This is a genomic window from Lentzea sp. NPDC036955 (assembly GCF_055608005.1).
The window spans coordinates 36,112-53,020 of the sequence record NZ_JBVJRC010000014.1 but is presented as its reverse complement, the minus strand read 5'-3'; the positions used below and the strand labels follow the sequence as shown (position 1 = coordinate 53,020).

Sequence of the window (16,909 nt, the reverse complement as noted above, 5' to 3'; positions counted from 1 at the left end):
TTCTCCATCCTCGTCCCTCACGTCTTCGCCGGCAGTGCCGACGCCCTGTTCCCGGGAGCGCTCGTGCTCACTGGTCCTGCGGTTCTTGCTTGATCTTGGGGAACTCGTACTCGTCGGAGTAGTCGGCCAGCAGGATTCCGAAGGGGTTCGCGGCGGGGTCGACGGCGTTGTCGAACGCGACCTGGACGCCGCCACCGACCTGGAGGAGGCCCTCGGGGTGGTTCGGGTCCGGGAACACGGCTTCGATGCCGAGGAACACGACGTTGACGCGATCGTGGTCGATCTTGCCGTCAGGGGTGAGGACGGAGTTCGCGAAGGCGGTCGAGTTGCCTGCTCCTTCGGCGCTGATGAGGTTCTGCTTCGTCCTAGAACCTCCGTGGAACAGGTATCCCGGGTAGTGCGGGTGCAGTCCCCTCCACTGCGCTTCCTCCTCCAGCTGCCCGTCGTGGTCCTTGCGGAAGTCGAACATGCCACCGAGGTAGAACTCCAGGAACTTCGCCTGGCTGAGCAGCGGCTGCTGGTCGACCGGGACGCTGCCGGGTGGGTTGGCGAGCAGGAGCTGGTACTGGCCGACCAGGACCTCCTCCCGGGGCTGGACGTGCCGCTGCTTCACACGGCCGACGTAGATGAGGTCGGTCGGGTGCTGGGGCCGCGGGGGTGCGATGGTGATGCTCTCCGGAGTCGGGTTGACCGCGGTGGCCACGATGTGGCGCAGGCGCTCGGTCATGTTGTACTCGAGCTCCTTCCACAGCGCGCGGAACTGTTCCGGGGTCATCGGGGGCAGGCGGTGGTCGTCGGGGTCGGCGGCGATGCGCTCGACCAGCTTCTTGCCCCTGGCGACCCGGACGGTGATCTGGTCGACCTCGGCGCGGATCACGGGGTGGATGTCGCCGTCGGGCCCGGCGAGCATCGGCGTGACCGCGTAGAGCGGGTTGGCCGGGTCGCGCCAGGGGAACTGCTGGTCCATCCCCATGATCGGCTGCAGGCTGTGGGTGATCGCGTGCGAGACGTACAGGTCCTGGGACAGCGCGGCCTCCTCGGCCGCGAAGGTCTGCTTTCGCCGTCCCTGGTCCAACCACGTCATGCCCTCGACGTCGGGCGGGGTGTCGTCGGCGATGTTGTAGAGGTGCGCGACCTGGTGCGTGGCGATCAGGCCGCCGGACAGCTCCGAAACCTGCGAGGGCGTGAACTTGGACGGGTGCTCCAGCATGGCCAGCACCCACTGCCCGACCACCCCGCGGGTGACGGGGTCGACCGGGGCCCCACCGGAGTCCCTCGTCAGGTCCAGGGCGGGGTGCACGTTGGCTTGGACGTGCTCCAACGCCTCCAGCAGCGTGGCCAGGCCGTGTGCGGGCGGCACCAGGGTGACGATCCGGTCGCGCACCTCGTCCGGCAGATCAGCACGCACCGGTGCGGCGGGTGCGGCGACGACGTCGGACGGGGTCTCGTGCGAGAGGGTGTGGACGTGCTCGGCCAGTGCTCCGGTGACCAGGCCGCCGGAGAGTTCCGCGACCTGCGCGGGCGTGAACCCGGACCGGTGCTTCAGCATGGTCGACGCCCATTGGCCGACCAGTTCCCTGGTGGTGGGGTCGGTGGGGATGCCGCTGGAGTCCCTCGTCAGGTCCAGGGCGGGGTGCGCGTTGGCTTTGACGTCCTTCAGCGCGTCGAGCAACGTCCCCAACCCGTACGCGGGCGGCACGAAAGCGATCACCCGCTCACGCACCACGGCCGGCATGTCCGTGCCCATCGGCACAGCGGACTCCACAGGGCCGGCCGCGACATCGGCCGGGGTGTCGTCAGGGACGTCGTGCACGCGTTCGTCCTGCCGCACAACGATCAGGCCGCCGGACAGTTCCGCGACCTGCGCGGGCGTGAACCCGGACCGGTGCTTCAGCATGGTCGACGCCCACCGGTCCACCAGCTCACGGGTGGCGGGATCGGTCAGGACACCGCTGGGGTCCTTCTCCAACCCCAGGGCGGGGAACACCTTGGCTTTGACGTCCTTCAGCGCATCGAGCAACGTGCCCAACCCGTACGCGGGCGGCACGAACCCGATCAGCTGTTCACGCACCGCGGCCGGCATCTCCACGAGCTCGGTCGCTCGATAGTTGTCGTCACCGTCGAAAACGACGTAATGGGTGGGGACGTCTTCGCCAAAAGCGCTGTGGGTCGACAGCCGGCCGTCCTCGCGGATCGCCCTGAGGTTGCGGCCCAGCACCTCCATCACCAGCTGCGGAGCCAAGAAGGCGCTCTGCCTGTTCGAACGTCCCGGCGTGCGCAGACCGGTCTCGACCTCATCCGCCGGGAGCCCGAGCTCGTCCCGGCTCCGCCCGCCCCGCTCGGGCAGCTTCATGCGGCGGTAGGTGTCCGCCGTGGCGTTGCGCAGACCCGTCACGGACGGTTCCTGGCCGAGGCGCCCGAGCCGATCCGACAGCACGGCCCCGGGCACGGACCTGAGCACGGCTTCGTAGAAGGAGTCCGGACCGGTTGTGACGTCGACGATGCGCAGCCCGAGCCCCGCGGCGGCGACGGACTGCTCGGCGTTCTCGACCCGGGCTTCACCGGGGGCTTGCTGACGCGGGGCTTGCTGACGTGAGGGCTGGGTTTCCGGCGCCGGCCGGTTCCCGTCGTGCGAGCCGCTCTCCACCGCAGGGGGTGGTTCCGCGTGCGATGGGGCGGGGCCGGACGGTTCCGGCGGAGTGTGAACGGCGGAGATCCCATCATCGATCACGGTCACACGCGGCAGGTCCGGTGCGTGGACCGAGCCACCACCCTGGACGACGGCGAGCGGGGCGGTCGCGCGGTAGTGATCGGCACCGACGTGAACGACGTAATAGGTGGGGAGGATGCGACCGAGGGCGAGGGTGGTCGCCAACCGGCCGTTCTTGCGGATCGTCTTGACGTCGACGCCCAGCACTTCGGCGATCAACCGCGGGACCAGGTCGTGACCCGGAACGGGCGAACGCTCCAGGACGAGCAGTCCTTCCTCCACCTCGCCCGCCGGGAGCCAGATGCGGCGGTAGGCGTCCGCCATGGCGTGGCGCAGACCCAGCGCTGTCGCTTCTCTGCCGAGTTGCGTGAGCCGGCGCGACCACACGTCCTCGGGCACGGACCTGAGCACGGCTTCGTAGAAGGAGTCCGGGCCGGGAGCGACCTCGACAACGCCCAAGCCGAACCCAGCGGCAGCGACGGACTGCTGGACCCTGTGGATCAGATCCGCCAACCGCGCTTTCCTGGTGGCCACACCCGACACGCGAAGAGCCAGGACGATCACCTTGTCGGTGTCGTCGGGGTACTCGGCGAGGTGCACGCGGATCAACTCCCCGATCCGCTCATCATCGAGGTTCTTGACGGGTACCGACGCTGTGACGACCTCGTAGACCAGGGCACGCACCCGATCGGGGTCGACCTCGGAAACCTGACCGCTGACAGCGTTCACGATTTCCCGGACCGCGCTACCAGGATGGCCGCCGTGGTACTCCTTGATCAGATCCTTGATCTGGTCGTCGGTCCGCACGCCGTGATCCCGGCTTCCCGCGTTCTCCTGAGCGGGTGCCGGGGCGTCCGGCGCCGACCAGCTCCCGCTGCCCGTCGCCTCGTCGTTCCGCGGGGCGGCTTCGAGCCGGATGGTGGCTCGGTAGTGGCCGCTACCGTCGCGAACGACGTAGAAGGTCGGGAGCTCGTCGTTGATCAGGACGTTCTCGGCCGCCAGCCGGCCACGTTTGAGAGTCATCGTCTTGACGTTGACGCCCAGCACCGCGGGCATCAACGTCGAGACCCAATGGCTGTTCCGCACGTCCCGAGGCCCCGGGTTGCGCACGCCTTGCTCCACCTCGTCCGCCGGGAGCCCCAGCTCGTTCAGGCTTCGTGACTCCAGGTGGGGCAACGGCATGTTCCGGTAGGCGTCCGCCGTGGCCTGGCGCAAACCCAGCGCCGTCGCTTCCCTGCCGAGTTGCCCGAGCCGGCGCGACCACACGTCCTCGGGTACGGACCTGAGCACCGCTTCGTAGAAGGCGTGCGGGCCGGTGGTGACCTCGACGACGTCCAGCCCGAGCTCAGCGGCGGCGATGGACTGCTGGACCAGGCGGAGCAGGTTGAGCATCTCCTCGTTGTCGAGGGAGACGCCTTGCTTGCGAACGGCTGCGGCAGTCGAGACCTGGTCGGCACCGGGATGCTGCTCGAGGTGCTTGCGGATCAAACCCAGGACGTGGGTTCGAGTGAACTTGTTGCGATGCCGGACCGGGGTTCCCATGACGTCGCGGAGCAGGGCGGCCACTCGCGCGCGGGAAGCTGCGACACCCTGAGCGAGGACAGCGTCCACGGTGTTCGTGATGCTGATCTTGGGGTGGGCCTCGTGGTAGTCCTTGAGCACGTCCTTGATCTGGCTCGGACTCCACGCGCTGTCGTCCTGCTCACCGGTGAGCTGGAAGAGCAGGAGTCGCAACTTCCCTTCTGTGCCGGTGGCGTGCGGACCGACAGCCTTGAAGATCGCCGCGAAGTCGTCTCCGGGATGCTCGGCGAGATGCCTGCGGATCAGGTCCCCGTCCCGCGCGTCATCCGCGTTCTCCTGAGCGGGAGCCCGGGTTTCCGACATCGGCCGGTTCTCGTCGTGCGAGCTGCCCTGGACACCGGCGGACGATCCCGCAGCGGTCACGAGCGGTCCCGGTGCGCCGACCGGCGCCTGGGCCGAGGCATCCGGGACGGTCGCCTGGTAGCTGACGCCACTGTCGTGAACGATGTAGTGGGTGTCCCGGTTGTCGGAGAAGGCGTCGCTGGTCGACAGTTTGCCTTCTCTGTCGATCGTCTTGAGGTTGATGTTCAGCACGTCGACCATCAACTGTGGAGCCAGGTCGTGGATGCGCGCGTCCCAGCGCCCTGGAGTGCGCAGGTCGGTCTCGAGTTGATCCACCTCCAGCGCATCCGGGTGCTGCTCGCCCAGCACGCGCAACCTCAGGCGGCGGTAGGCATCCGCCGTGGCGTGACGCAAACCCCGCACGGACGCTTCCCGGCGGACTTGCCAGAACCGGGTCCACCACACGTCCTCGGGCACGGACGCGAGAACGGCTTCGAAGAAGGCGTCGTTGCCGGGCGCGACGCGGACGATGCGCAGCCCGAGCGCAGCGGCAAGGGCAGACCGCCTGACCTCCCAGATCAGATCCGAAAACCGCGATGTCTGAACGGCAACACCGTGCGCACGAGCAGCAAGATTGATCATCTTGTTGGTGTCTTCGAAGTACTCGTCAACGTGCTTGCGGATGAAGTCCTTGATCTGGTCGTCACGGAACTGCCGGCGCCGGACCGAACTCGCCATGACCTCGTAGATCAAAGCGCGCAGGTAGTTGTCGTTGGGCACACGGCCACGTCGGGCAACGGCACGCGCGATGGCCTTGACACCGCTGCCGGGATCACCGTCGCGATACTCCTTGATCCAATCCTTGATCTGGTCGTCACTCGGCGGTTCCACAGCCACCTGTGCAGCGGATGGGGCCGGCACGGCGGGTGTCACAGGCGCGGCGGGTGTCACAGGCGCGGTGCCGCCGGAAGCACGGTGGATGCGCTCGACCACGTCCGCCGTGACCAGGCCGCCGGAAAGTTCCGCTACCTCCGCGAGCGTGAACGCACGCCGATTCCCCAACATGGCCACCACCCACTGGCCGACCAGTTCCTGGGTGGCGGGGTCGACCGGGACACCGCCGGCGTTCCTCGTCAGGTCGAAAGCGGGGTACTCGTGGGTTTGGACGTACTCCAAGGCATCGCGCAGCGTGTTCCAGCCGCGGTCAGGCGGCACAAAGGCGATCACCCGTTCACGCACGGCGGTCGGCAGGTTCTTGTGCTCGGTCGCCTGGTACTTGTCGTCATCGCGATGAACGACGTAATAGGTGGGAAGTTCGTCATCGAAACCGACATGGGTCGACACCCAGCCGCTCTTGCGGATCGTCTTGAGGTTGACGCCCAGCACGTCGGCCACCAACTGCGGAGCCCAGTAGCCACTGTGCGCGTTCTGATGCTCCGAAGTGCGCAGTCCCTCCTCGACCTGGTCCGCCTCCAGCTCATCCGGGCGTTGCTCGCCGGGCTCGCGCGACCTCTGGCGCCGGTAGGCATCGGCCGTGGCCTGACGCAACGCCGCCACAGGTCCTTCCTGCCCGAACCGGTCGAGCTTGGCGGACCACACGCCCCTGGGCACGGACCTGAGCACGGCTTCGTAGAAGGAGTCCCGGCCGGCCGCGACGTCGACGATCCGCAGCCCGAGCCCGTCGGCGGCAATGGACAGCCTGGTGTCGTCGATCAGCCTCGTCAACCACGTGCTTCCGAGGAGGACCCCCTGCTCACGAACAGCCCGAGCAGTCGACTCGGTGTCGTCGAGGGGGTTCTCGACGAGGTGCTGGTGGATCACACGCTCAGCGGCGCGCTGTTCCTCGACCGTTCCCGGCTCATCCGACCCGTGCCTGACGAAGTGCGTCAGACGCTGCAACCGTTCGTTCCTGACCTCGCCGACCAGCCTGTGCAGGTGGTCGTCGGAACCGGTGACGCCCCATCCGCGAACCGTGGCGACAACCGCAGCGTCGCCGTCGTCGGGATGACGGGCGACGTGCTCGCGGATCAGGTCCACGTCCCGCTCGTCAGCCGACTTCTCCTGAGCGGGTGCCCGGGTTGCCGGTGCCGGCTGGGTCTCGTCGTGCGAGCGGTCCTCGGTACCGGCTGTCGCAAGGGGTTCCGCGCGCGACGGCCCCGGTTCGCCGACCGGTGCGTGGATCGAGGCGTCCTGGGCGGCGTCGAGCGGCGCGGTCGCCCGGTAGTGGTTGATGCCGTCGTGAACGACGTAATAGGTGCGGAGGCCGGGGTCGATGTCGACGCCGTTGGTCGACAGCCCGCCGTCGTTCGTGATCGTCTTGAGGTTGATCTTCAGCACTCCGGGCACCAACTGCGGAGCGAAGTCACCGCTTTCGCTTGCCCAGTGCCCCTGGGTGCGCAGCCCGATCTCGATCGCGTCCGCCGGCAGGCCCAGGTCGTCCGGGCTCTGCCAACCCAGCTCCAGCCTCCTCAGGCCGCGGTAGGCGTCCGCCGTGGCGTGGCGCAAACCCAGCACCGTCGCATTCCTGCCGAGTTGCGTGAGCCGGCGCGACCACACGTCCTGGGGCACGGACCTGAGCACGGCTTCGTAGAAGCAGTCCCCGTCGCGTTCGATGTCGACGACTCGCAGCCCCAGCCGAGCAGCGGCCGCAGCGGACTGCGCGGAAGGGCCGTGCTCCTCCGCTGACGAAGTTCCCAGCCCCTCCTCCACCGCACCCGCCGCGATGCCGTGCTCCCCGGTCGCCCTCGGCGTGGCCCGCTCGTCCCGAACAGCTTTGATCAGCTTCATCATCTTGTTGGTGCCGCCGGCGCCGTTACGCTGACGAACAGCCTTGACGATCGCCTTGACGTTGTCGCGGGGATGGTCGGCGATGTGCTCGCGGATCAAGTCCTTGATCTGATCCTCCTCCGACCCGCCCTGGATTTCCGTGACCTGGCTGACCAGGAGCCGCAACCTCTCCTCGGTGCCGATGGCGCCCCGCGCGGTGACAGCATCGACGATCGCCTTGAAGTCGTCTTCGGGATGCTCGGCAACGTGCTCACGGATCAACCCGGTGTTCCGCTCATCAACGACCTGGCGAACCAGGTCCCCCAACCGCTTGTCGCCGCCACTGGCGCCCCGCGAACGAACAGCCTTGACAGTCGTCCAGACACCCGCATCAGGCGTCTCGGCGAAATACTCGCGGATCAACTCGATGACCTGACTGTCACTCGACTTGTTACGGGCCTCGGCCTGGGTTCCCCTGGCGTCGTGAACCAACGATGACAAATACAGGTCGGCGCCAGTGGCGCCCTGCCTGCGAACAGCCTTGATGATGTCTTTGACGCGCTCGCCAGGATTTTCGTCAAGACGCTTCCGGATCAAATCACTGATTTGATCTTCACTCAACCCACCATAGGCCTGGACCTGGGTTCCCCTGACCAGGTGAACCAGGTTCCGCAACTTCCCGTCGCCGCCGATGGCACCTCGCAGACGAATGGCGTCCCTGACCGCCACGACGCCGGCATCGGGATTCTCGGCAAGGTGCTCCCGGATCAAACCTTCGATTTCCTCGTCACTCGAGACACCAGAAGACTGGGCCTCGGTTCCCCTCGCCTTGTGAACCAGGTGCCGCAGCAGCTCCTCGCCGCCGGTGGCGCCCCGCTGACGTACGGCCTCGACGAGCAGCATGATGCCGGCATCAGGATTCTCGGCAAGGTACTCCCGAGCCGCAGCGATGACCTGATCGTCGCTCAACCCCCTGCGGGGACGGGACGGTGTTCCCGGTACCGGCGGGTTCTCGCCGTGCGAGCCGTCCTCGGCGCCCGGCAGCACCGGCGCTGGTTCCGTGGGCGACGAGGCGGGGCCGGACCGCACCGGCAGATCCCGATCGGCGAGCGGCCCGACGGCGAGCTCGCTCGGACGTGGCCGGTCCGGGTCGCCGACCGGTGCGTGGATCAAGGCGTCCTGGGCGGCAGAGAGCCCGGCGGTCGCCCGGCGGTGCCCGGTATCCGGGATCATGTCCTTGAGCCGGTCGTCACTCGGCAGGTCCGCATCCCCCGGCACCGCAGGCGCAGCGGGTGCGGCAGGCGTGGTGTCGCGAGCGGCACGGTGGATGCGCTCGACCGCCTCCGCGGTGACCAGACCGCCGGAGAGCCGCGCGATCTCCACGGGCGTCAACGCAGGCCGGTTCTCCCGCATGGCCGACACCCACTCGCCGACCAGCTCCGCGGTGACGGGACTGACCGGGACGCCACTGGGCCCCCTCGTCAAGTTCAGAGCGGGGTACTGGCGGGCTTGGACGTGCTTCAACGCATCGAGCAGCGTGTCCCTGCTGTGAACGGCCGGCACGAAAGCGACGACCCGCTCGCGCACCTCGTCCGGCAGAGTCGCGCGCTCGGTCGCCTGGTAGTCGTTCCCATCACGGTGGACGACGTGATAGGCGGGAAGTCCGTCGTCGAAGCCGGGATGGGTCGAGACCCAGCCGTTCTCGTGGATCGTCTTGAGGTTGACGCCCAGCACGTCGACCACCAGCTGCGGAGCCCATTGACCGCTTTGCGCGTTCTGGTGCCTCGACGTGCGCAGACCGTTCTCGACCTCGTCCGGCGCCAGTTCGTCCGGGTGCCGCACGCCGAACTCGCGCGCCTTGAGCCGACGATAGGCATCCGCCGTGGCGTGGCGCAACGCGGTCACGGACCCTTCCTGACCGAGCTTGGCGGACAACACATCGCCGGGCACGGACTTGAGCACGGCTTCGTAGAAGGAGTCCTTGCCGGGTGGGACGTCGACGACGCGCAGCCCGAGGTCGCTTGCGACGGTGGCGAGCCTGATGTCGTTGATCAGTTTCACCAGTCCCGAGGTCCCGAGGACGACACCCCGGTCACGAAGGGCCTGAACGATCGACTCGTTGTCGGCGAGAGGATCCTCGACGAGGCGTTCGTGGATCGAACGCGTGATGGCGCCGTGGTCCTTGACCGCCCTCGGCTCGTCCGCCCGCCGCCTGACAGCGCGCATCAGACGCTGCAAGCGTTCTTTCCGCACCTCGCCGATCAGCTCGTGCAGCCGGTGGTCGGAACTCGTGGCGCCCCCTGCGCGAACCATCGCAAGGATCGTGCTGTCGTCGTCATCGGGATGACCGGCAATGCGCTCACGAACGAGTTCGAGGTCCCGCTCGTCGTCCGACGGCTCGTGGGCGGGGACGTTCGAGGCGTCGTCGAGCGAGGTGGTTGCCTGATAGTGGTCCACATCGTCGTGGACCACGTAATACGTGTCGAGGCTGTCGTCGATGACGACGCCGTTGGTCGACAGCCGACCGTCGTGGGCGATCGTCTTGAGGTTGATCTTCAACACTCCGGGCACCAACCGCGGAGCGACGTCAACGCTCTCGCCGTCCCACTGTCCTGAAGTGCGCAGACCTTCCTCGACCGCATCCGCCGGGAGCCTCATGCCCTCCAGGCTCCGTCCGCCCAGCTCGGGCAGCTTCACGCGGCGGTAGGCATCCGCCGTGGCTTGGCGCAACCCCGCCACGGACGCGTCCACGCCGAGCTCGTCGAGCCGGTCCGACCACACCCGCTCAGGCACGGAAGCGAGCACGGCGGCGTAGAAGTGGTCGCCGTCGGGTGCGATGTCGACGACACGCAACCCAAGCGCAGCAGCAGTGGCAGTGGGGCTGTTCTCCTCCAGGGACAGGGCCACCAGCTCGTTCGCCACCGCGCCGGCGACCGATGGCCTGCTTCGCTTGTGCTGTGAGGTCACCACACCTTCGACGGAGGAAACCGGACGTTTCGCCGCGGAGCCGGACGCGCCCGGCTCGTGCCGCCTCTCCCCGCTGCGGTCCTGGTTCACCCTTTCTTCCGCCTGGCGGTACAGGGCCTGCCACTTCTCGTGGGTGGCCGCCATGCCGATCAGGCCAGCCGCCTCGATGGCGGTCTCGAAAGTCCCACCCGCGAGGATCTGCCTCTGCAAGAACTCGGCTTTCTCCTCGTCGGACCCGAACAGGTACGGCCGGGATTCGGTTCCCGTAACCCTGTGGTACGCGTTCAGGAACCGCTCGTTCCTGACCCGGACGCCCTCCGCGCGAAGTGCTTCACGAACCTCCTCGGCGGTGCTGTGACCGAAGAGGTGTTTCCGGATGAGATCCTCGATCTGCTTGTCGGTCCAGGTTTGCTTCTTCCTGGGGACGACACCCGTGGCCTTGTAGTAGAGCTTCAGGAGCCGCGTGTCGCTGCCCGTGACACCCTGCAGACGCAGAGCGTTGAGGGTGTCCTTCTGCGTTTCGCGAGGATGCTCGGCATGCCGCCTCCGGATCTTGTCCTCGATCTCCTCGTCGCTGAACCTGCTGCCCACGTAGGCCTCGCCCCCCGTGGGTAGCGGTTGCGCGCTCGACGAGGAGGCATCGGGTCGTACCGGGAGGTCCTGATCGCCGGGCGCTCCACCGTGGAGCCCGCGCGGGCTCGTCAGTCCCAGGTCCTTCGCCAGTGTGCGCACCAAATCGTCCGGGCTCAGGGCCGGAACCGCCGACACCCCCTGGTCCGTGGTGTAGAGGTGGTGGGCGACCACCTCCACGGCGAGCTCGTGCTTGTTCCGCTGCTCCACCTGCTGCGCACTGGGCTCTCCCAGGGACATGGGCGGCACCGAGTGGCGTTCCACGATCTTGCGCGCCTGGTCGTGGAACGCGCTCAACGCGTGGGCGGGCATCTTCTGCCACCACACCGGAGCCGGCTGCCGCGGATCCGTCCACTCCGGCCGCTGCTCAGGCCCGGCCGGAACGGTCCGCGGTGAACCGCTGCGGGCAGCGTCCAGGTCGTCAAGGCCCGCGAAGGACGTGGTGCCCGACTCCGTCCTGATCGGTTCGCCCGAGACCTCGACGACCGCCTCCTCCGGCGGAGCCGCTGAGTCGGCACGCGTGGACACACCGTCGCGGACGGTGGCCGTCGAGTCGACCTCCGGCTTCGACTCCGGGTCCACAGTGGAGGGAGTGTCGCCGGCCGGGTCGGTGTCCGCGGTGTCCGCGACCTCAGCGGCGGGCGCGGCGTCATCGGCGGGCGCGGCGAGCGGCCGGGGTGGCGGAGTGGAGCCGTCCTCGTGCGAGGCGGGTGGTGCGTCGTCCGGGACCGGTGGTGCGTCGTCCGGCGTCGGCGGCACGTCCTCCGCAACCGGCACCTCAGCCAGAACCGGTGGGGCGTCGTCCGACATCGGCGACACATCACCTGACACCGGTGTTGCGTCGTCCGACAATGGCGACACGTCACCCGACACCAGCGGCAAATCCTCCGACAACGGCGACACATCACCCGACACCAGCGACAGATCCTCCGATGACAACGACGACACGTCGTCCGGCACCGGCAGCACGTCGTCCGACAACGACGACACGTCGTCCGAGAAGGGCGGCAACTCCACCGACAACGGCGGCAGCTCCACCGAAGCCGGCCGCACCTCCTCCGGACTCGGCGGCACATCACCACGGACGGGCGGTGCGTCGTCCGCAGCGAGCACGGCCCGCAACTCCACCCGGACGTCCCCGGCCTCCGCGACGTGCCTCATCTCCACCTGGACGGGCGGGCGCGGCGCCGATCCCGCACCACGCCGGGCGGAGCGCGTGATCTCCGCCATCACCGCCGACACCGCGGCGGCCGGTGCCGGACCGGTGAGGTCGCCGTGGGCGACGATCTCCAGACCGGTGGCGGAGAGCTCGCCCGCCCGTCCGAGGACCCGGCCGACGCGGACCCGGTCTGCGGGGGTCAGCCGGGGCGCTGCCGGGGACAGGCGGATCTCCGCGCTGGGGTTCGGGCCGGGACGCGGTGCGGGCACCCGTGCACCGGACTCGTCCACGGCAACGGGCGTCTCCGTCGTGTCGTCGAGGAGGTCCCGCAGCTCGGCCGGTGTGTCGCGGGGGCCGAGGTCGAGCGGCGGCAACAGGTGCTCGTCAGCGGGTTCGGTGAGCGTGCCGACCTGAGCCTCGTGCGCGTGCAGGGCGTCCCACCAGGCGTCGAGCGCGTCGGCGTGGGCGTTCTCCGCCCGCGCCAACGCTTCCGCCGAACCCTCGACGTCGCGTTGAGCGGCGTCGAGGGCTCCCGCGAGGGCGGACGCTGTGGCCACGAGCGTCGCGTCGGCCGCCGCGAGGGTGCGGGCGGTGTCGGCGAGCTCGGCGGGGATGCGGTCCTGGTGGTCGTCGTCGACGAGCACGACCGCGTCGCGGACCTCGAAGTCCACCACGGCGGCGCGGTCGCGGTGCCCCCTGCGGCCCTTGGTCCTGGCGACGAAGCGCACCTCGATGTCGTTGAGCCACAGCCCCGCCAGGCCCGTCGAGCTCGACGCGGGAACGGACTCGCCGTCGTGGTGGTGCTCGGCCTCGGCCTCGCCTTCGGAGCCGGTGCCGCCCACCACCCGCAGCGGCACCGCGAACGCCGCGCCGCCGCCGAGGGTCTTCTGCTCGCCGAACTTCTCGTGGCCCGGCGGCTGTGTGCCGCCCGGACCGAGCAGGGGGCCGGCGGCCATGCCGAACTCGGCGGCCGACTCCTCCGCCACGGTCTCGGTGCCGGAGCTGTTGCCCTGCGTCGAGACGGTGGTGCGCGCCGAGACGCCGGTCAGCGTCGGGGTGCCGGTCCTGCGCGCGTGCAGTTCGAGTGACCGGCCGCCGCCGAGCGGGATCTCCAGGGGCGTCCCGGTGGTGGCGTGCAACGGGAGCAACGCCTTGAAGCGCGGCCCGGTGAGGGTGGTGCGCAGGGCGCTGCGGACGTCCGCGGGGACCTCGCGGAGTCCCGTTCCCTCGCGGTGGGCGAGCTCGGCCGCGGCGACCAGGTCACCGACGTCGAACCTGAGGTGCCCGGCCCAGCCGCGGCCCAGGCCGGTGTCGCCGCGCCAGCGCGTGAGCGCGTCCGGTTCCGCTTCCTCCTCCGGCTGCACGACGGGGGCCACGACCGCGGCGGGGCGTGCGGGGACCGTGTCCTCCGGCAGGTGCAGGATCGAGACGTCGTGCGCGGCACCGGCCTCCGCCACCCGCCGGCCGTGCCGTTCGACCGCGACGGTGAACTCGACGGGCGCGTGGAACCTGGCGAACGTGCCGGCCGTCTCGGCGCTGCTCTCACGCACGACCTTGTGCGTCTTCTTGGTCGTCTTCTTCTTGCGTCCCAGCAGGACGTCGCCGATGACGCCGCCGCCCATCATCGCGTACGGGTTGCTGCGCGAGACGTTCTCGTCCGGCGCCGGGCCGCCGGCCTGGAGTGCGGGCAGCACCACCGGCTCCAGCCGCAGCAACGTCCTGGTGAAGGTGCGGACCCGGGAACCGAGCGTCGTCGTGCCCCTGGTCTGCTTGACGCCGCCGTGTTCGAGGCCGGCGAACACCGGCCGGTCCAGCAGCTCGTTGGTCATGACGACGTCGTAGGTCTCACCGGTGGTCCGGTCCTCCAGGCGCAACGGCTGGGGAACGCCGCCGCGCGCGGAGTCCTCCAGCGTGGTCTGCGCGTCGGAGAGCCACGAGCTGATGGCCGCGTAGTTGTCGTGGCCCGTGCTCAACGGTGAGAGCGGGATGAGGCGGCGGGCGCGCTTGGGGCCGAGCGAGCGTTCGAGGTCGCGGCGCAGCTCGGGCAGCACGGACCGCAGGTCCACCACGCCGTCCACCACGCCCAGGCCCACCGACAGCGGTTCGCCGGGACGCAGGAACGCGGGAGGTGCGACGACCCGGTCCCCTGCCGTCTCCCCGGTCTCGTCGTCCACGGCTGCGGCCGGGTCGTCCGCGAACGCGTCGGCGACGGCGGAGGGAGCGGCCGGTGCCGTGCCGGCCAGCGTGGTGACCGCGAGCGCCGCGAGCGCGGACGTGGCGGGATCGCTCCTCGTGGCCAGGTCGCGGACGCGGGCGTCCTCTTCGGCCTGCTTCGTGCGGATGGCGTCCAGCTGCGCGGTGGTCACCCAGGCCGTGACGGCACGCGGAAGGTCGAACTGCTCGTTGGCCGTCGCCGGAGCCGCGGGCCGCAGCACGCCCCAGGCGTTGCGCCAGCGGCGCGACCGCACCTCCGCGACGACCGTGGTCCGCACACCGAACCGCACGAGGTGCAGGCGCTCGGGCTGACGGACGGTGGAGGTGCCGGTCGCGACGTCCGTGGCGACGTCCTCGGTGCTGGACTTCTCCAGCACCATCGGGTCGCCCTCGATCACCAGCAGCGCACCGGGTTTGACGGTCGCGCCCTCCTTGCCGTCGGTCGTGACGTCCTTGTAGAAGGCGAACGCCGTCAGGTCGGCCGCGGCGGTCACCGCCGCGGTGAACTCCTTGCCGGCACCGACACCCGTCTCGACCGCGGCGGACGTCACCGCCTGCCGCCAGCCCTCGCCCAGCACCTCGACGTCGCGGGGCTGGAAGGAGACCTCGGCCGCCGCGAACCGCTTGACCCGGCGCCGCGCCCACTGCAGTCCGCGGACACCGGTGGTGCGGCTGAAGACGCGCTGGTCGGCCATGACCGAGTCGGGCGACAGCACGGTGTCGACCAGCACGCTGTTGTCCGACTCGGCGAACGAGAAGGCAGGGTCTCCCGAAGCGCGGGTGAGGGCGTCCTTCACGGCGGCGCGCACGTGCGCCAACCCCTCGAAGCTCAGCACCCTGATGCCGTCGAGGTCACGGGAGAGACCGCGGCGCAACGGGTCGGCGGACACCGGGGCGTCCGGTTCCGGTCGCAACCGGACGTGCGGCTGGTCCTGGCGTCCGGCGGTGCGCTCCACGACGATCGGGTCGGGCCGCATGCGCGACACGTGCGCCTCGGGAACCCACACGTCGGCTTCGACGCGGAACGTCGTCTCCTCCGAGGTGGCGCCCGATTCCGGGTCGACCAGGGTGACCGGCTCCGTCCGCGGCACGTGCAGGCCGGGCCGGCCGATGCTCAGGCCGCGCACCATCGCGTTGTGGCGCTTGTAGGTCTGGCCGCTGAGCGTCCAGTCGACCGTGGCGGTGAAGCGGTGCTTCGGCTCGGCGACGACGGCACCGGTGTCGTCGAGCGCGCCGCCCTCGCGTCGTTCCTCGCCCCGCTTCGCGGTGCGGCCGGAGAGCCCGGACCTGGTCCAGGCGAAGGCGCTGTAGAGCGACGCCACGACGACGACGGCGCGTTCGGTGATCGTGGCGGTGACGCGGCCCGCCGCGCCGATGCCGGTCGACTTGGTGCGGGACTTGGTGTGCTGGGTCGCCTGCGTGTCGGAGGTGGTGACCACGGCGGGGTCGGCGGCGGTGCGCACCTCCCCGGTGTCGCGCAGGTCCGACATCGACGCCTTGAGCGTGAACGACACGTGGTAGTCGTGGCCCCAGCCGTGCTTGGGCTGCACCGGGATGCGCAGACCGTCCGCGGACAGCGCCCGGTCCGCGAGCAGACCGAGCTCGCGGTCGGTGAGCAGGCGCCGCAGGGCGTCCCTGCGGCCCAGCGCCTCCTGGAGCTTGCGGCCGATCGTCCTGCCCGCGGAGGGGTCGTCGAACTGGGACAGGAACCGGTCGCTGCTGAGGTACCACCGCTTGTGGCCGGGAACGGTGCGAATGGAGTTCTCGATCAGGCCGAGGACCTGGGACGCGACCTGCGACACCTCCAGCGACGCTCCCGCGAGGGCCCGGCCGGACTCCAGCGCCTCGGGCCCGTAGAGGCGGCGCGGCGGCACGGCGTCCGTCTCCGGTGCGACTTCGGCCGTGACCTCACGCCACTCCACCGCGCGCACGTCGCCGGCGAAGGTCATCGCGGGCTTGCCCGGCACCCGCACCTGGAGGTCGAAGACGCGTTCGACCTGCTGCGCGCGCCCACGCCGGGTGCTCGTGTGCTTGACCTCGCCGGAATGGCTGATGGACTGCTTGTGCGCGCTTTCCACCCCGCCCATGACCACCGGACCGGCGACCAGGCCTGCGACGCCGAGGTCGAACCCGGGGCCGGCCATCATCTTCGAGTTGGCGCCGTGGCTGGCGGTGCCCGAGTCGGAGACCTCCGCACCGATCGACTCGACGTCGGTGAACGTGACGTCGTCGAGCGTGCGGAGCACCACCGGTTCCTCGCGCTCGACCAGGCGCATCTCGACGGCGCTCGGCGTGTGCAGCCACGCGACGAACGGGTGCTTGCCGGTGAACAGCATCTCGGACCGGACCCAGCCGTGCCCGCGTTCGGCCTGCTCGGCGGTCACGGCCATGTCCTGGTAGCGCTTCTTGAACGTGCTGTCGTCGAGGAACTCCCTCAGGTTGCTGCGTCCGGGACGGCCCGGCTTCACCAGCGAGCCCGGCAGCGCGGAGACGACCTTGTCGAACAGCCGGTGCTCGCCGTCCGCGTCCGGCGGCAGCGGCCTGCCCCGGTAGCTGCCCGGCGCGTTCCGTCCGATGTGGACCGACTCGACGAAGGCCGG

The 16,909-nt window shown here is 69.7% G+C and carries 1 protein-coding gene (cut by a window edge); it reads right to left on the bottom strand.

The genetic code is table 11. From position 1 onward, the window contains the following. Nucleotides 1-67: 67 nt before the first annotated feature. A protein-coding gene (locus tag ACZ7CF_RS37465; RefSeq protein ID WP_470372033.1) for a hypothetical protein crosses the window boundary here: on the bottom strand, nt 68-16,909 show its end. 17,757 nt of this gene lie beyond the right edge of the window; only the last 16,842 of its 34,599 coding nucleotides appear in the window; its start codon lies off the right edge, out of view — the gene reads right to left on this strand; it ends in the stop codon at nt 68-70.